Source organism: Kitasatospora sp. NBC_01250 (assembly GCF_036226465.1).
In the GTDB taxonomy this organism is placed as follows: Bacteria; Actinomycetota; Actinomycetes; order Streptomycetales; family Streptomycetaceae; genus Kitasatospora.
In genome coordinates this window covers 8,880,452-8,897,226 of record NZ_CP108476.1, presented here as the reverse complement: position 1 = coordinate 8,897,226, position 16,775 = coordinate 8,880,452, and the positions used below count along the sequence as shown (strand labels likewise).

Genomic DNA, 16,775 nt, shown 5'->3' with positions numbered 1-16,775 from the left:
GCTCATCCTGCGTTCGCCCCGCCGGCGGCGATGATGTGCGCCGCCTTGCCGAGCCGGTCGTCAAGGCTCTGTTCGAAGGCCGAGAGGGCTGCCGCATGCGACGCGATGTACTGCTTGTCGTACGCGGTCTCGACGGCTACCGCCACACCCATCAGGTTGGTGGACAGCTTGCAGCCCAGATCGGCGGTGGCGGTGGCGATCTCCTGCGGAGTGTGGGCGAGGGAGACCGCGCCCGGCCGCTCCGCGGACCGCCACTTCGGGTCGTCGTAGGCCGCCCAAGGAGAGGCGTAGTCGAAGCCCTTGGACTTCATGCAGGTGCTCCACCGGGCGTTGACGTCGACCATCCGGGGATCGGTCGCCGGAACCTTCGGCCCGCCGTCCGGCAACTGGCCGGAATCCGCGGGCATCGGCGGATCTCCGACCTCCGCTCTGCCCTTCCCCAGGCACCCGTGGTCGGGAACGCTCTTCCCGTCGAACACGGTGACGGCCTTGTTCGATCTGTCCACTCCGTCGAGAACCGCGAGCACCGCATCGGAGATGGTCGGCTGGGCGCCGGCGTCGCTGACACCGACCGCGTCGTACCCGTTGCTCCTGGGGGCGGCCGGATCGAAGAAGCCGTAGAGCACGGAGCGACTCTTGAGCTCCCGGGGCGTGTCGCCGAACGCATCGCCCCACTGCGGAGCCGGATAGCTCAGGCCGTAACTCTGTACGCACTGCCGGGTCACGACGGTGGAGGCTTGGAACAGCGTCCTGGTCTGCTCGACGGTGACGTCGTAGCGATCGATGGGCAGGGTGATCTGGTCCACCGAGGTGATCACCGCGATGGGACCGAGCGGCGGTGGTGCGCCGTGCGGCGTCGCCGTGCCGCGGGCGCAGGAGGCGGCGGCGATCAGCACGGCCAGAACCGCCGCGACCCTCGTCGTCCTGGTACTCGAAACGGTCTTGATCCTCAAGATGCGACCTCGGTTGGTCCCGGTTGTCACTCGTCGGTGGTGGCGGCCGCCTCCGGGACCGGCGACCGCCACCACCGAGAAGGCGGGTCGAGCGTGGTCTCAGGAGTCGGCTCGGCGCCGTCGGCGTCACGATCTAGGACCGCCGGCGGCGCCGAAGGACGACGACAGGTCCTAGCTGGTGATGTAGATCCACTGCGTCGTCCACAGGCAGCCCGACCCGCAGTCGGGCAGCACGATGCCCCAGCCCGGAGCGAAGTGGACCGGTACCCAGCCCGAATCGGCCACGACGTAGCCGGTGTTGACGCTGCTGCCGACCCCCCACGTGCCGGGGATGTCGGCCCAGCCGGGGCCGGTGTTCCCGTCCTTCCGCAGCCCGTAGCAGTAGTCGGGGCCGCCGCTGTACACGGTCACCCCGGCGGTCGGGCAGGAGATATTGACAACGGTGGCGTCGGCCGGCACGGCCATGGCGACGCTGCCCGCGAGGATGCCGCCGGCAACGGCGATCGCCGCAAGCTTCTTTCGGACCCTCAACATCGTGTTTCTCCGTTCGTGCCGTTCGGCGTCACTGGTCGCCGTCGACCTCGGATCGCCGGGTTCTGCCTCCGGAGCAGGAGCCAGGTCTGGAGTGCGGCACGAGTATCGCCGCCCGCTCGGGGCACGAGCCAGGGATTCGGACCGTCCCGGACAGTCCCGGACGTTCGAGGACGGTCTGGCACGAACCGGCTTCGCCGCGAGCGGTGTTGACGTGGAGCTGCCGGCCGTCCCACACGAGCCCGGTCCGGGCCCGGGACCTGGCTGGACGCTCCCGGACAGCCTCGGACACGGTCCGGTCGCGCACGGCGGCCAGAACGTGGGTGGAGTCGGTGCGCTGAGTGGCAGGGACGGCTGCCATCAGGGCGGCGTGGGGCACGAGCATCTCCAGAAGAGGATTGACGACTCGCCAGGTGCGAGAGCAGCGGGCATTCTCTCCTGAGATGATCTTGAAGCCTTGATTCGCAGACCGGGGCCGCGGTGAGCGGATCAACACAGGCGGCTTCGGCCGAACCCCTCGCCGGGGTTCGCCGAAGCGCTCGACGCGCGACTCGCTCCCGGGCACTGCGTTCCGCCGTCCGTCCCCGCCCAGCCGTGATCAACATCCAGGAGTACCACGTGAGTCAGACCAGCACCCTGTCCCCCGACGACCCTCAGGAGGCCGCCGCCCCGGACCGTCGGCCCTGGCTGGTGCGACGGGGGCTGCTCCTCGAGTCCGGCCCCCAGCGCCGACTGGCCCTCGGCGGCTTCGTCAACCAGCTCGGCACTGCGGCCTTCCTCGCGACGGCGCCGCTGTACGCGATGCGGGTGGTCGGCCTGTCCATCGGGCAGGTCGGCCTCGGTCTCGGTGTCGCCGGGGTGGTCGGCCTGATCGCCGGCCCGCCCGTCGGGCACCTCGCCGACCGCCGCGGCCCGCACGGCGTCTTCCTGGTCACCCTGCTGATCCAGGCCGTGGCCATGGTGTCGCTGCTGTTCGCCCACTCGTTCGCGGCGTTCATGGCGGCGGTGGCGGTGACCGACCTGGCCGGCGCCTCAGGGGGCGCGGCGCGCGGCCCGATGATCCGCCGCTTCGGCGGTGACGAGGTGCCGAAGTTCCGCTCCTACCTGCGCTCGACCGCCTTCCTGGCCAGTACCTTCGGCGCGCTGGCCGCCGGTGCGGTGATCCAGCTCGACTCCGGCACCGCCTACCGGGCGCTCATCCTCGCCAACGCCCTGACCTTCCTCGGCTGCGCGGCCGTCATGCTCCGGCTGCCCGGGCTGAAACCGCTGCCCGCATCGACCGAGTCGGACCGGTGGCTCGCCCTGAAGGACAAGCCGTACATGGCATTCGTCGTGCTGGACGGCATCCTGTGGATCCAGGGCGAGGTGGTGACCTACGCGCTGCCGCTGTGGGTGGTCCTGCACACCCATGCACCGCGCTGGTTCACCGGCGTCGCGCTCGCCGTCAACACCGTGATGGTGGTCCTCCTCCAGGTCCGCACCAGTCGCGGGATCAAGGGCGGCCGGGTCGCCGGCCGGGCCACCCGGCGCGCCGGGGTGGCGTTCCTGGTCGGCATGGGGGTCATCGCGACGGCCTCGGGCCTGCCCGGCTGGGCCGCCGCGGCGATCATGACAGCCGGCGTCGCCGTCCACACCGTGGGTTCGCTGTGGCACGCGGCCGGGTCGATGGAGCTGCGGTTCCGGCTGGCCCCCGCGCACGCGCAGGGACAGTACTCCGGCGTGTTCGGCATCGGCATGGGCCTGTGCTACACCATCGCCCCCGGCCTGCTCGGCCTGCTCTGCCTGAACCGGGGCGCCCCCGGCTGGCTCGTCATGGGCGGCCTCTTCGTCGCCGCCGGCCTCGCCATGCCGTTCGTGGTCCGGTGGGCCGGACACTCCCGGGAACTCGGCGCCTGAACCGCCAGACCAAGAGTCAACGGCGGAGCACTACGGACGAGCCGGGTAGCCGCTGGTGAATCCGGGAGGCCGCGGCGCTTGGCTCACGCACCCACGGCGAGGAACCCGTGAGCGCCACGCAGCCCGGTGCTGAGCGTGCTCCGGGTGACAACGGTCGCTCCGGTCCCGAAAGCCTGCCGGTGCCGGCAACCGACCCGGGCCACTTCGGCGTGGTAGCGGACGGCTGTTGCGCCGGTGCGCAGGGTCGACAGGTCGCCGGGGCCAACCAGGGGGAGCCATGTCAGCGGAAACGGTCATCGGCTTGTGCGGAATCGGGATCCTGACAGCCGCAGTCGTGGCGATCGTCGCGGTGTGGCGCACGGGCTCGCCCCTGCCGCCGCGCACCGAACCCCCGCCGCTTCGGCCCGACTGCACGAACTGCGGCCACGACGCCCGCTCGCACGGCGAACAATCAGGGTGCGCGGTCACCTACGGCAGCGGCGACATCTACGACAACGGCGGCGACTGGATCGGCCACCAGAGCGAGCACCGTTGCCCGTGCGCCACCTACCACGCCGTGCCCTGGCCGAACTGCACGACCTGCGGCCACCGCAGCGACGAGCACGACATCTACCTGAGGTGCAGGCACGGCAGGACCCCGGGCTCCCGTCACGACGACGCCTGCTCCTGCACCCACTACCGTTCCAAACCCAAGCCGAAGCGGCCGAGCCACCTGGAACGGCGGCGCGAGAAGGCCCGGCGCTGCCGCATTCCCGCCGACCGGCGCGCCGACGGAGCACTGTGCCTCAGGTGCGAGGTACGGGACGGCCGGTGCCGATACGACCCTCCCTCGCAGACAGCACCATGAACAGCAACGCACCGTCGACAGCACGACGACGCGCCAACCACCTCCGCCTCGCACACCCACCCACCGTGCTGGAGGAGCAATTGTCACATCCTGTGCACCGGTCAGTGTGGTCGGCGGGCTTCCCAGGACGGCCGCTGGAGCTGAGCGTTGTCCACGATGATGTCGGCGTGGTCGGTTGGGGGCCGTGGCGGAGTAGAGCTGTGCTGGTGGCGACAGTGGGTGTCGGTGTCCGTGTCGTAGACCGTGTCTCATCGGTGACCGTCCGCTCCCGGCCCCGTCGGGGCGCGGCGCCCAAGCCCTCCGGTCCGCGAGGCAGCGGGCGTGCCACGTGGAGACCGTCTCCGCGGTCGCTGCGACGGCAGCCGCAACCGCACCGGCCGACCGGGGCAGTCCATCGGGCTCGACCTCGGCGCATGCCAGCACGGTCCGGGCCCTCAGCGCCAGAGCCTGCGGCGTCGACCGTCCGCGCACCCACCCACCGAGCACCCGCCGCTCGTGAGCCGACAACACCAACGCGGCCGGCTTCGGCCAGGGACGTCCCGTGCGCTGATCAACGACGGATCACGGATCAAAGACTCAGGACACCAGGCGCACGAGATCAGCGGGGCCCGGCCGGGGGCCTTGCACCACCCACTCCCCCGGTGCTGGAGAACGTGCCCGAGCCGCGGCGCCGCCACGGAGAAATCGGACGGCGTGCCGCAGAGACCCCGAGCTCTCCACATCGGCCCGGGACTGCCGACAGGAACCGCGGGCGCCCACAAGCCGGAACCGAGATCTCACACCGCCCAATAGTGCGACGTCCAGTCAGTTCCGGAAAGGCCGTGGTCAAGGTCGGCACGGTCGCAACACGGGTCTAACGTTGCCCATGTGAACGCTCCTCAGCTCGCCTACCGCGAGAGCGCCGGTGAGGGCCGCCCCGTCGTGCTCGTGCACGGCAACTCCAGTTCCTCGCGCACCTGGCTGCCGCTGCTCCAGGGCCCGTTCGGGCGGCGCTTTCGCTGCCTGGCCCCGGACCTGCCCGGGCACGGCGCCTCGCCGCGCGCCGGTGACAGGTACTCGTTCACGCTGTACACCCGCGCGCTGGCCGGCTTCGTCCGGGACACCCACGCCGAGGGTGCGCTGATCGTGGGGATGAGCCTGGGCGGACACATCGTGATCCAAGCCGCGCCCGAGCTGCCGGGAGCCGCCGGGTTCGCGGTCTTCGGCGCGCCGCTGAAGAGCAAGCCCGGCGCGATGACCGGGAGGTTCCTGCCGCACCCCTCGCTCGGCACGGCCCTCAGCGGCGAGGTCGGCCCGGACGAGGCGCGCGCCTACGCCGCCGCCCAGCTGGCTCCCGGCGCGCAGCCTGCTCCCGAGGCCGTCGCCGACATCCTGGCCACCGATCCGGCCGCCCGCACCGATCTCTCGGCAGCCCTCGCCACGGGGTCCTTCGCCGACGAGATCGCCATCGCACGTGGACTCAGGCGGCCGCTGGCCATCCTGCACGGGAGCGAGGAGCAGCTCGTCAACCTGCGCTACCTGCGCGTGCTCGCGCCCACCCTGCCCACCTTGTGGCGCGGCGAGATCCAGCTGGTCCCCGGCGCCGGGCACAGCCCCCACCAGGAGGCACCGCAGGCGTTCACGGCACTGCTGACCGACTTCGAGGCGAGCCTTCCCGGGCCAACGGCCCGGGAACCAGCCGATCAGTGATCCCCGGAACCGCCCTGGCACGCCCCCACCCACAAGCCCCCCCGGGTGGCCGCCCGGAAGCGTCGACACGGACCACGAGACCCAGGCCACGCCCGGCAGCCGGGATGCTGCTCGCACCCGACCCAACGACCACAGCCACACAGCGCAGCCGGAGGGCCCACCGTCGCCGAGGCGGCCCAGCCGGCAGCGGCGAGGCGGTGCCGCACCTGGTAGGGCCCACCGCGGCCCGCCACGGCCCGCCGGTGACGGCCTCGACCCTTTCGGGGGGCGGGGGGCGTTTCGGCTCGTTGACCTCCGGCCCCACGGCCCGTGCTCTGCGAATCGCCTGCCTCTTCGGCCGGGCCGGCGCCGTTCGCCGGGCCGTCATCGCCGGATGGCCGGCCGGTCGTGATGCGCCGACGGGCGTGGCTTTGGAGACCTTCGGGGTCGGCTGCGACGGGGCCGGGACCCGTGCTCCAGACGTAGCCGCCCTCGACCCGCAACGCCCGGCCACCGGGGGCGGGCTCGAACTGACTTTGCCGGGGCAGTGGGGGCCGGTGGGTTCACGGTCCGGGCCGCCGGGCGGAGCGGACAGGACGGCTGCCGGAGCGTCGCCTGCCCGCTCGGCGATCGCGGTCAGCGACTTCGAGCGAGCCCGGCACCGCGCCGGCCGGCGGCGCGCACGCAGCGAGCGCAGGGACGAAGCAGAGAGGGTGGCGGCGGCCCTTGGCCGTGCGCGGATCGGGCACGGCCGTCGGGCAGTCCAGCGGATGCGGGTGTTCCGCGGCCCCGGCGGGGTGGGCCTGGTGGATTGGCCCAGGCCGCCGGGGACGGTCGATGACGAGCGGGCAGAGACGGTCTCGCGTCGCGGCGGCCAGGAACTCGACACCTCTGGACGGACACGCGAAACCACCGTGCCCCGGTATCGGAGGTGCCACGTCGAGGCGCAGATGGGCCGATGAGCAGGTCAGCTCACCGGCCGGGGCCGGTCGTGGCGACGAGCGCGCGGGCGGGATCGAGATCCCCGTGGTGATCCCAGGTGGGTCATGCCCGGGCGGCTGCGGCGGGCTTGAGGACTTCCCTGCACCAGGTGCGGAAGTCTGTCGGTGCGGGCTCGGCGGTCGCCCAGTCCGCGTCGTAGATGCCGTGGTCCTGTGCGGCGAACGCCTCGGTCATGTCCTTGACCGTCTGGTCACTGGCACCTCGGGAGCGCAGCAGCGACGCGAAGTCGTCGCTGCTCAGGCGGCGGTAGGTGACCGGACGCCCGAGTTCCTGGCTGATCACCTCGGCCATCGCGTCAGGGGTCAGTCTGTCGGGGCCGAACACGGGGAGGTTCTCCTGCCCGGTCCAGGACAGATCGGTGAGCAGGCCGGCGGCGGCGCCGGCGATGTCCCGCGTCGCGGTCGACGCCAGCGGCAGGTCGCCTGCGCAGGTCAGTTGGAACGCGCCCTGCTCGCGGATGGCATCGAGTTGCCCCAGGAGGTTCTCCATGTAGAAGGGCATGGACAACGCCCGGTACGCCGCACCGGACGTGCCGAGTTCGGCATCCATCGCGAAGGCCGCCGACAAGACGCCGGCCGGAGACGGCCAGCCGTGGCCCGCGCTGGACACACCGACGAGGTGGCCGACCCTGTGCCGGGCAACGGCAGCGGCGCCCGCCCGGGCGAAACGGAGATAGTGCGCCTGGGCGCTCGGTGCCTGCGGGTTCGGCGGGACGAGCCAGAACAGCGCATCGGCACCGGGCAGGGCCTTGTCGAGCACGGCCGGATCGTCGTGCGAACCGCTGACGGCCTCGACCCGCTCGCGGACCGCGTCGTCCAGACGCGAGGCGTCACGAACGATGACGCGGACCTCCTTGTCCTGGTCGAGCAACTGACGGACCAGTTGGCTGCCGATCTGTCCCGTCGGCGTGGTGACGACGATCATCGCATCTCCTCTAACATGAACCTGAACTCCGGTTCCGAATGTAAGCGCGACTTCCGCGCAACGTCAACTACAGTGGAGCGACCATGACCGCTCCCCAACGCCCGCTGCGCGCCGACGCCCGGCGCAACCGCGAGACCGTCCTCGACGCCGCCGGCGAGCTGTTCGCCCAGCGGGGCGACGCCGTGCAGATGGACGAGATCGCCGAGCGTGCCGGCCTGGGCGTCGGCACCCTCTACCGGCACTTCGCCGACAAGCAAGCGCTGCTCGCGGCGATCATCGGCCGCCGGTTCGAGGCGATGACCGCCCTCGCCCGCGCCGCCGACGAGACCGAGGACCCTTGGACGGCGTTCGAGACGCTGCTCTACGGCTATCTGGAATCCGTACAGGCCGATGCCGCGTTCCGCTTCGCGCTCCTCAGCCCGGAAGAGCCCCGCTGGAACGACATCGCCGTCGAAAAGACAGACTTCTCGGCGATCACCGAAAGCATCGTGCAGCGTGCCGTCGACGCCGGCCACCTCCGTGACGACTTCCACGCTCGCGACTTCGTCCTCATCACCCGTGGCGCCATGGCGAACATGACCGGCGCCAACAACTGGCGCAGGCACGTCACGCTGTTGCTCGAGGGCATCCGCGGCCCCGAACGCCGACCCGACACCGGTCCTTCGAACCACCCGCGGGCGCACCAGAGCACCATCGCATTCAGCAGAGCTGAGGATGACACTCCCCAGCCGGGCTGAACGGTCCGGCGGGTCAAGAAGTGTCGTGCTGCAGTGACTCGCGCCAGACCAGGAACTTGCGGTCCTCTGCGGTCCACGCCGCCAGTTCGTCCCAGATCGCGATCAGTGCTTCGTGGGCCAGTTCGACGGTCTCCGCGCCCTGGGAGCCATCGATGACCAGCATCCGGGTGGTGGCCAGGCGTTGTGCGATCTGCCACTGGTGCTCGCTCAGTTCATCGCGCGGTACCCGTCTGCGAGTCGCGCCGGCCGAGCTCAGCGGTACCCAGAGCAGCTGGGTGAACAGCCGCCTCGACTGCCCTGGCTGCCTCGGCTGCCTTTTGACCAACGGTAGACGTAGCCGACGTGACGGCAGGAAGCCGAAGACCATTCGCGAAATCACGGCCAGAACCCCGGACTCCCCCATCCCGTGCTCGATCGTCGGCCGGACCTGCTCGGGGCTTCCCCGGCCCGTCGTGCGGTCCGGCACCGGTTGCGGCCGTCCGCCCAGGCCGATGGTGCGGTCGGCGGGGACGGGGCCGTCCACGCGCAGGAGCCGGACCCCGCTGCCGCAGGCCGCGCGGAGCAGAGCCAGGATGCCGAGCAGTGCCTCGTGCGGGCGCGCGGCGGCGGTGAGCGGGACGCCGCGTTCGATCCGGCGCGGCGGACGGGCAGGAAGGGCGGTAAGGGCCGGCGGTCCTGGGCCCGGACGCGGTGCTGGCCCGCCCCCTGTTGCCGGGTGGGCGGGCCAGGCGTCGACGCGGCGGTCAGGCCCTCTGCAGGCCGGCCTGGACATCGTCGAAGTTCATCACCGGAATGAAGGTGATCCTGGCGCCGAGCTCCTGAAAGAACGGCTCGGCGACACTGGGGATGTCGGACGCCTCCTTGAGGTCGAAGACGATGAAACCGGTCCGCATCCCGTCCTTCGCCCCGAAGTACGCGGCCTCCGGCTTGATCCGCTCGAACACCGACGCCATGGTCTGGGCCAGCGTCTTGCCCGCGATCGCCTTATTCGTCTTCTCGGTGTCCATCTGGACCGTCAGCAGCACCCTCATGGCTGTTTCCACCTCTGGTTGGCGTTCGGGCACATACGTGCCCCCTTCCAGATCGTGGCCGCGATCCGCGGACCCGGCAGCCGGGGCAGCGCACAGGAGGGACACGAGGCCGACCCTGCCGAGGGGTCCGACACGCAACGCCCCGCTCCCGAGGCCCGGGCGCGGCGCCCGGGCGCGGGCCGTTCGTCGCCCCGGTGCCCCGTCGCCGTACAGGTCGGTGTGCGCCGTTCGGACGCAGGCCGGGCCGATCGATCCAAGCAGCCCGGGAACGCCCGCCCCTGCTCGGCGGTGAGGACCCGACACCCCCTTGGCCGGGCCACGGGCTACGGGCCACGGGCTACGGGCCACGGGCTACGGCGCCGGACGGTGAACGCCCGGTGTGCCACGACAACGGCGGCAAGCCACCATGCGCACGGACCGCCAGGACAGCAGCCGGCCAGGACCTCGACCGGCAAAGCCGCCACCGGATCGACCCACCCCGGCGCCGAACGGGTGATCCGCAGCCGCCGCGCAGGAGCAGGCACGGTGCGGCGAGGCGGGACCGGCGCCTTTGCGTCCGGACACGTGGTCGGGACGGCAACACGAAGACCACCAGGAGAGCCGGGACCACCGATGCACGCCGCACCCGCCGACAGCCCCCGCCACCGTCGCCAGTTGCTGTACCCGCTCGCGGACTCCCGCCCAAGACCCGGTGCTCATGCCCGCAGCGTACGAGCAGGGTCTGACACGCACTGAGGTGGCCCGAGCAACCCGGGCGGCATCACGACAGGCCCACACGCATCCACCACTCGCTGCCACCCGCACCCGCGCGACACGACCACCCCCGACGGAGAACGCCGCCATCACCGCACGGCCCGCAGTCCCGCCCTCCGAGCCGGACCACCGGGCGACGAAGGCGGGAGAAGCGGAGAAGGCAGGATTCGAACCTGCGTGGGCCTGCGGCCCGACCGGGACCAGAGCCCCGGCCCCCGATCAACCACTCCGGGCACCTCTCCCCAGGACCGACCCGCTCGCTTCGCCGCGGTCCGTCCCCGTGCCACCAACCATGCACCGCCCCGCTGACCCGCCACTGACCCCCGCCTGACGGCGCCCCCGGCAGCCGACGGCGCAGTGCCCCGGTGGGAGAGGCCCGGCCCCGCCCGCGGCGGAGAACAGCCGTGGCCATAGGCGTTCCGGGCCCCACCGCCGGGCCCGGCCGGTCAGCGCGAGCTTGTCCTGTCGATCGAGCCTTTGGCGACCGTTGTGCGGCCGGGCACGGGAGGGCCTGCGGGTGTGACCGGCGGTCGTTTCGCGATTCCCGGTCGCCTGACGCCGAGTTGCGTGACGACCGCCCCGGCTGCAGGCGCCCGGCCAGGACGCGTCCGCGGTGATCTCCAGGGGGTCGGCTGCCGGTACGGCCGCGGGGGCGGCTTCGACGCCGGTTGCCGTCGGTCGCGCCGTCCGGGACTGTCCAAGACCGTCCGACACCGTCCGGGGGCCCGGGAGACCGGCTTCGGCTCTTGCCACTGCGATTGTCCGCTGGAAGCATGACCGCGTCCGGCCGTACCCCGGCGCATCATGCGCCGATGCGTGTGCCGGCTGATGACCCTCGGGGGAACCGTCTCATGCTGTCTCGTCGTACCTCGCTGCGAACCGCCGTCGCCGTCCTCGGCGCGGGCGCCGCGCTCACCCTGACCATGTCCGCACCGGCCTTCGCCGCCAACGAGGGCGATCACTGGCTCACCACCGCGAACTGCACCGCCGACCAGAAGATCGAGCTGCAGCTCTACAGCGACGGCCAGTACCACGACTTCCAGGCCATCGACCCGACCCGGATCAACGGCAACTGCGAGTTCGTCCTGCTGGACGGCCGGGTCGGCTGGGACTCCTTCAGCGGCGCGCAGTCCCCCTGGTACTACGACGGCCCGGGCCGCAGCTACCAGGCCTACGTCATCGACCACACCTCCGGCCAGGTCGCCTACGGCATCCGCAACTGAACCCAGGGCTGAACCGAGGGGACGTGCGCGGCCGGGCACTCGCCGACCACGCACGTCCCCGACCCGGTCGGCCCTTGGCCGCGGCGACAAGCACCCAGGCGCCGTCAGAGCCCGGCGACATCGATCCCTCGCGGCGTGGGGACCGCTCCCGCTGCCGAGCAGCACCTGCTGCCGGAACCCACCCACAGACCCACGGCCCGGACGCACCCCTCCCCTGCAGGCCGCCCCGACGGCGACCGTCCGGCAGTCCCCGCACCCACCGTGCACCACCCCGGCCGGCGGCCGGTGAACAACTCCCAGCAGCCGCAAGCCGCCAGCGGTCCACCACGGGCCCGCGGGATGCGCACGCCAGACCCCTGACGGGCCACCACTTCGGCGAACTGGCGCCGGGCCCCCTGCCCGACCACCAGCCGGCGACCGGAACACGCGTGCCGGTCGGTGCGGCGGTCGAGCACCGCACCGCACCGACGCGCGTGCCGCTCAGGTGTTGCTGTCCCAGCGCGGCGCGCCGTTGCACGGCGTTGTGTTCGGCAGCGGCGCGTAGATCACGAGGTTGCCGTCGGTCTGGAAACACACGTAGTAGTTCGAGCCGGTGTTGCCGCCCGTTCCGGAGTTCCACAGCGGCTGGTTGTTCTTCTGCACGACGAGGTTGCCGTCGTTCTGCATCACCGCTGAGGCGCCGGGGTGGCCCTCGGTCTGCGTGTTCCACAGCGGGTGGCCGTTGACGTCGTAGATCACAAAGTTGCCGTCGTTCTGCATGGTGAGCTGGTACTCGCCCACGCACCAGCGAACGCCGGGTGCGAAGTTGCTGCCGGGAGCCCAGGCCTTGTCGGCCGTCAGGCCGACCTGGCAGGGGACCCAGGCGTCGTGGGGGGCCACGGTCGCGGCGGACGCTGGGGTGGGGCCGAATGCCGCTGTAGCGGCGAAGGCGAGGGCGGCAAGCCGGAGGGCTGCCAGACGGGATCGCATGGGGCTGAACCTTCCCGGTCGATGAATCAACGGTCTGGAAGTGCTCGTAGCCGTGCATGCCCCCGCCCGGCGGGAGCGCCGATCAGCGTAGCGAGACCGGAACGGCCATGCCATAGGCCAAAGGCGCACCCCAAACGCGAGCAGCACAGCAGGAACTCCACCCGCACGGCGACTTCGGCCGGCCCCGCCCCGAACGGACCGGACTCGACCTGGTCTTCCCGATGGTCGACCTCAACGTGCTGCCCTGGCAGCGGATCCGGGGCTCAAGGACGCGGCGGCCTTCGCCCACCCTGGCGGGCATGTGACGGTCACCCGCTCACCGCGGGAGACCACCGGAGCCGCCACGGACAGCGGCTGGAGCGTCCTCCGACACGACGGTTAGCGGCCCAGTCGGCCGAAGGGCACCATCCGACGCGGCACCTCCCCGGGCGAGATCACCGCCCTTCCTCGCCAGACCGGGCAACAGCCGGAGCCGAGGGCGCCCCGGTGCTGCCCCCGCCCGGGCCTGCCGTGCCGTCCCGACCCAAGCCGACGGCGCAAGACCCACCGGCCAACGTCCCCAGCCGCCTGCGGCCCGGTGCACGAAGCCGCTCACCGACGAACAGACCCAGCTGCGACCGCAGTTGAGCACGAAGCGCCGCACCGCCTTCCCGTAGAGGCGGTCAGCGGTTGCCGGTCCAGACGACCCGGCCCGCGAAGCCGCCGCGCTCATCCGCCTTGGCCCTGCGGATCTCTTCCACCTGGTCCATGTCGATCCCCAGATCCGCGGCGAGCGCGTACACCGCCTCCAGCACGTCCGCGAGTTCCTCCGGCGCCCTCGCGTCGTCGGCCTCCAGGAACTCGGCGACCTCCTCTCCGAGCTTGTCCCGCAGGCGACTTCGGTACTCCTGTGGGCCGGCGGTGTAGGTGACAGGCGTCGCCCCGCTCTCCCGGATGATCTGCGGAATCCGGTCCCGCACCAACTTGCCGTACTCGCCCCTGCGGTTCACCGGTTGTTCTCCCCCACCCAGTCGCTGCGGGGCAAGCCCCGACAGCCGCCCCTTCATGCCGAGGTAGCCTAGGCAACTCGCCTCGCCACCCGCCATACGAACCGCCATTCCCACCCGTTCGGGTCCAGGACGGCCCAGCATCAGCGCCCACCACGCGGAAGCAGACGGTGGCCCCTGCCGACAGGGGCCGTCCGCTGCGGTGCCGGGTCCAGGGCGGCGAAGCCAAGCGCAATACCCCAGGCGGCCAGGGCTCATCGCGCTCGGCGATCGCCCGGTCCGCACCCGCCCGGTCCGCACGACGCAGTCACTTCAGTCGTAGGCGACAGGCGCATTGCGGGCCCTGACCCCGTGGCCGCGCTTCCGACCGACCGGGCCGGCCGGACAACTCCCCGGCAGTACGAAACGCTCAGGACCGCTCGGGACGGTTCCGCGATCTCCACTGCCAGAGCCCAGAGGCCCGGTGATCGATGTCGAAAGCGGGGCCGAGCGGGCCCACCCGCTCGTACGCCTCTTCAGTCCGCGGATCGTCCAGCTGGGCAAGACCGTAGGCGCCCTCCAGGCGCAGCAGTTGATTCTCCTCGTCCAGCAGTGCCCGGAACGCGTCAGTGACGGCTGGCGTGCGGTCTCGGAAGCGCGACAGGGCGACCGCGGCGCTGGAGCGAGCGCCTTCGTCCGGGTCACGGATCAGGGTGAGCAGCGCGTTCCTGATGTCGGGGGTGAGGCCGGGTCCTGCTCCGAGTGCGTTGCCCACGGCGCGGCGTACCGCAGGGTCGGGGTCATGCGCGAGGGCGAGCAGTGCGGTGGTGGCTTCGGGGGTGGGAGGGGTGCCGCGTGCGTAGAGGAAGTAGGGCACTTCGCGGCGCACCCGGGGGTCGGTGTGGTTCGTGTAGCGGAGTCCGAGGGCCTCCTTGTCAGGGTGGTCACCGCCGGGGTGGGCGTCGAGGACCTTGGCGAGGACCTTGCCGTCCCCCTCCTCGGCGGCCCAGGCGGTCAGGAGACGGTTCCGTTCCTTCGCGTACCAGTCCTGGTCGGTGGGCTCGATGCCGACTCCGATACCGAGGGAGCAGGCCACGAAAGCGCGGTGGGCGGGCGAGGGGTGGTGGCGCATGGCCTCCACAGCCGACCATGTGTCCTTGTCGCGGCGCTGGCTGAGGGTGAAGCAGGCCGCGAACCAGTCCACGTGCCAGTTCGCGTCTTCCTCCTCGGGGTGACGAAGCGCGCGGGCCGCCAGCTCCCCGACCGGTGTCGGGATGTGGAATGCCTCCTCCAGCCAGGTGAGGACGGCGCCGTGCCCAGCCCTGACGGTGAGCCCGCCGACGGAGATCTGCTCGACACGGTTGTACTCGCAGTCGGGAATCACGAGCACCTCGGCGGGACCGGGCGCTCCCGTCCTTCGGCGCAATTCCTCGGCCGCACCCCTCTCGTACCAGTTCCTGGCCAGGGCCAGCAGCCGCTTCTGTGCTGTTTGCGGCAGGCGCAGCTGCGGCTCGTTGCCCAGGAGCGCCGTGACCACCGCCGGAGAGCCGAGTTCGACGGCCCTCAGCAGCGGCGTCGTCCCGTCCGGCAGCAGCCGGTTCTGATGCGCGCCGCCGTCAACCAGCGCCTCGGCGACCGGTCCGTCGTACGCCGCCACGGCCGTACACAGCACCGGGAGCCCGTCCGCGCCGAACGCATCGGGGTCCGCACCCGCTTCCAGTACCATCCGCACCGCGTCGGCGTCGCGCGTGCGTACCGCTGCCACGAGCCTGTCGTCCTGGCTCCCCGTACCTCCGCTGTCCCCCAGCGCTCCCATCCGACCCCCTCCTGGCAGGATGACACCCGCCCCTGCCTCACCGACACGTCCGAGCGGCCTGGTGACGCCACCCGTCCCAAGGGCGAGATCCTGGTCCTGTATGTGCTGTGCGCGCAACTGCTTTGCCCTCCCTCGGCCAGCAGCAGTGGGCGATGTGATGGTGTTCCGTCCGCTGCCAGCGTCCACGGTTCCGGCGTTGGCCACCCCGCCTGCGCTGCCCACGGTGCCGTCACCTCCAGGGCCTGCGGCGCCGTAACGACCGACCCCCTGCGATCCATTCGCACCGCCGGCGCCGTTCGTTGCCCCGGTAGGTGTCCGCGCGGTCGGAGCCGGCGCAGAGGCTCACTGTGGTGGATCGGTCGCCGATGCGGGGAACGTCGTTCACCGGTACCACGTGGCGGCCCGCACGGCTGTGCTGGTCGACTATCGCGTACCGCAGGCCTTCGTTCGCCGAGCTCTGCTGCCGATGCGCATGCGACCGCGGAATCCGAACCGCGTCCGGAGCGCTTCCGCCGCCGTTTCCAGGGCCCCCGTCACCCCCCGGCCGGGCCCGCTGCCGCCACGGCAGCGGGCCCGGCCGGGGCGGAGCGGTCAGTCGACGATGACCGCCATGTCGCCGTAGCTGGCGTACCCCGCGTCGAAGGCCGCCTCGCTGATCTGCAGCTGCCCGCGGGCCGGGTCGTTGACCAGATACTGTCCGTTGCTGACCCCGGTCACGACGACGGTGTGCTCGGACGGGCCGGCGTAGGGCACCACCTGACCGTCGTACGCGGTGTACGAGCTTGCCGCGACGTCACGCCAGTTGTAGTCGACCCAGACGATCGCCGGGTGTCCCGCGGCAACCGCGCTGCGCAGTTGGGCGGGGGAGATCCCCTGTCCGGCCGCCGCCGTGGACAGGCCGTAGGACTGCGCGGCCTGGGCGATCGGCGGATAGTACACGCCGAAGCCGGTACCGGCTGCCTCCGAGCCGCCGGGGTCTCCCACGAAGGCCCGGAACGGGTCCCCGGACAACGGCCCGGAGACTCCCGCCTGGGGATGCGCCAGGTCGACGCCGATGCGCCCGAGCACGTCCTGGTCCGACACCTGCACACCCCGTGCGGCCAGCACCATGCGCAGGGAGGTTGCCTCGCAGTCGTTGCCGAGTTGCTGCCCGAAGACCGGGACAGCGGCGGAAGCGGCGCTCGCGAGGGGCGTGCCGGCCACCATGACAGCGCTGGTCAGGACCGCGGTGACGGCTGCTGCCAGCCTGCCGTGCCCCTTCGCCGCCGGCCGGCCCGGCACGGAGCGCCTCCCGGCGCGCGGTGCGCTCTCGGGGGACGAGGCCGCGGGTGGAACCGGCTGCCGCGGACCGGGATGCAGGCACCGCCCGCCGTTCAGAACGTCCTCGTGGCTCTCCATCGCTCATCTCCTTTCCCATGGCTCCTCATCGTCCGAGGAGCCGGACATCCGCCCCCAGCTGC

14 protein-coding genes and 1 tRNA gene are annotated in these 16,775 nt (G+C 71.8%); 5 read left to right on the top strand and 10 right to left on the bottom strand.

The genetic code is table 11. From position 1 onward, the window contains the following. Positions 1-2: 2 nt before the first annotated feature. Both OG500_RS37535 and OG500_RS37530 read right to left on the bottom strand, forming a co-directional pair. The gene (locus OG500_RS37535; protein WP_329587174.1) at positions 3-896 is read right to left on the bottom strand and encodes a hypothetical protein; all 894 of its coding nucleotides are present in this window, start codon (positions 894-896) and stop codon (positions 3-5) included. Between the two features lie 228 nt (positions 897-1,124). Beyond that, positions 1,125-1,487 carry a hypothetical protein gene (locus tag OG500_RS37530; RefSeq protein WP_329587171.1) on the bottom strand — a complete coding sequence of 121 codons (363 nt, stop codon included), beginning with the start codon at positions 1,485-1,487 and terminating at the stop codon, positions 1,125-1,127. Positions 1,488-2,102: 615 nt separating this feature from the next. On the opposite strand from OG500_RS37530, the gene OG500_RS37525 reads away from it, so the two are divergent. From OG500_RS37525 to OG500_RS37515, 3 genes are all read left to right on the top strand, one after another. After that, positions 2,103-3,380: an MFS transporter gene (locus tag OG500_RS37525; RefSeq protein WP_329587168.1), complete on the top strand. Its 1,278-nt coding sequence runs from the start codon at positions 2,103-2,105 to the stop codon at positions 3,378-3,380. A 277-nt stretch (positions 3,381-3,657) separates the two neighbouring features. Beyond that, complete coding sequence (locus OG500_RS37520; RefSeq protein ID WP_329587166.1) at positions 3,658-4,227, top strand: hypothetical protein; 570 nt, start codon at positions 3,658-3,660, stop codon at positions 4,225-4,227. Between the two features lie 867 nt (positions 4,228-5,094). Further along, positions 5,095-5,916 (top strand): alpha/beta fold hydrolase, encoded by an 822-nt coding sequence (locus OG500_RS37515; protein ID WP_329587163.1) that lies wholly within the window; start codon positions 5,095-5,097, stop codon positions 5,914-5,916. A 1,023-nt stretch (positions 5,917-6,939) separates the two neighbouring features. Here OG500_RS37515 and OG500_RS37510 read toward each other — a convergent pair. Continuing rightward, positions 6,940-7,821, bottom strand: a complete 882-nt coding sequence (locus OG500_RS37510; protein ID WP_329587161.1) for an NAD(P)H-binding protein — start codon at positions 7,819-7,821, stop codon at positions 6,940-6,942. A gap of 83 nt (positions 7,822-7,904) precedes the next feature. Here OG500_RS37510 and OG500_RS37505 point away from each other — a divergent pair, with 83 nt between their 5' ends. Next, on the top strand, positions 7,905-8,558 hold the full coding sequence (locus OG500_RS37505; protein ID WP_329587158.1) for a TetR/AcrR family transcriptional regulator: 654 nt from the start codon (positions 7,905-7,907) through the stop codon (positions 8,556-8,558). 13 nt (positions 8,559-8,571) lie between these two features. Here the strand turns inward: OG500_RS37505 and OG500_RS37500 are convergent, their stop codons facing one another. The 3 genes from OG500_RS37500 to OG500_RS37490 form a co-directional block, all read right to left on the bottom strand. Continuing rightward, the gene (locus OG500_RS37500) at positions 8,572-9,081 is read right to left on the bottom strand and encodes an nSTAND1 domain-containing NTPase (RefSeq protein WP_329587155.1); all 510 of its coding nucleotides are present in this window, start codon (positions 9,079-9,081) and stop codon (positions 8,572-8,574) included. Positions 9,082-9,301: 220 nt separating this feature from the next. After that, a complete protein-coding gene (locus OG500_RS37495; RefSeq protein WP_327071356.1) occupies positions 9,302-9,694 on the bottom strand; it encodes a DUF3303 family protein in 393 nt (130 codons plus the stop codon). Between the two features lie 800 nt (positions 9,695-10,494). Then, positions 10,495-10,584: transfer RNA gene (locus OG500_RS37490), tRNA-Gln, on the bottom strand. Positions 10,585-11,193: 609 nt separating this feature from the next. On the opposite strand from OG500_RS37490, the gene OG500_RS37485 reads away from it, so the two are divergent. Next, entirely contained in the window at positions 11,194-11,565 is a 372-nt protein-coding gene (locus OG500_RS37485; protein ID WP_327071353.1) for a hypothetical protein, read from the top strand. Between the two features lie 480 nt (positions 11,566-12,045). Here OG500_RS37485 and OG500_RS37480 read toward each other — a convergent pair whose 3' ends face one another. The 4 genes from OG500_RS37480 to OG500_RS37465 all read right to left on the bottom strand — a co-directional run bounded on the left by OG500_RS37480 (position 12,046) and on the right by OG500_RS37465 (position 16,596). Beyond that, a complete protein-coding gene (locus OG500_RS37480; protein WP_329587152.1) occupies positions 12,046-12,534 on the bottom strand; it encodes a hypothetical protein in 489 nt (162 codons plus the stop codon). A 662-nt stretch (positions 12,535-13,196) separates the two neighbouring features. Continuing rightward, entirely contained in the window at positions 13,197-13,523 is a 327-nt protein-coding gene (locus OG500_RS37475) for a nucleoside triphosphate pyrophosphohydrolase (protein WP_329587150.1), read from the bottom strand. Between the two features lie 406 nt (positions 13,524-13,929). Beyond that, positions 13,930-15,315 (bottom strand): HEAT repeat domain-containing protein, encoded by a 1,386-nt coding sequence (locus OG500_RS37470; RefSeq protein WP_329587148.1) that lies wholly within the window; start codon positions 15,313-15,315, stop codon positions 13,930-13,932. Positions 15,316-15,906: 591 nt separating this feature from the next. Beyond that, on the bottom strand, positions 15,907-16,596 hold the full coding sequence (locus tag OG500_RS37465; protein WP_329587145.1) for a C39 family peptidase: 690 nt from the start codon (positions 16,594-16,596) through the stop codon (positions 15,907-15,909). Between the last annotated feature and the right edge of the window lie 179 nt (positions 16,597-16,775).

Excerpts from the sequence above, each read along its gene's own strand:
- OG500_RS37530 (WP_329587171.1), bottom strand. The coding sequence starts at position 1,487 with ATGTTGAGGGTCCGAAAGAAGCTTGCGGCGATCGCCGTTGCCGGCGGC.
- OG500_RS37520 (WP_329587166.1), top strand. The coding sequence starts at position 3,658 with ATGTCAGCGGAAACGGTCATCGGCTTGTGCGGAATCGGGATCCTGACA.
- OG500_RS37485 (WP_327071353.1), top strand. The coding sequence starts at position 11,194 with ATGCTGTCTCGTCGTACCTCGCTGCGAACCGCCGTCGCCGTCCTCGGC.
- OG500_RS37510 (WP_329587161.1), bottom strand. The coding sequence starts at position 7,821 with ATGATCGTCGTCACCACGCCGACGGGACAGATCGGCAGCCAACTGGTC.
- OG500_RS37505 (WP_329587158.1), top strand. The coding sequence starts at position 7,905 with ATGACCGCTCCCCAACGCCCGCTGCGCGCCGACGCCCGGCGCAACCGC.
- OG500_RS37470 (WP_329587148.1), bottom strand. The coding sequence starts at position 15,315 with ATGGGAGCGCTGGGGGACAGCGGAGGTACGGGGAGCCAGGACGACAGG.
- OG500_RS37480 (WP_329587152.1), bottom strand. The coding sequence starts at position 12,534 with ATGCGATCCCGTCTGGCAGCCCTCCGGCTTGCCGCCCTCGCCTTCGCC.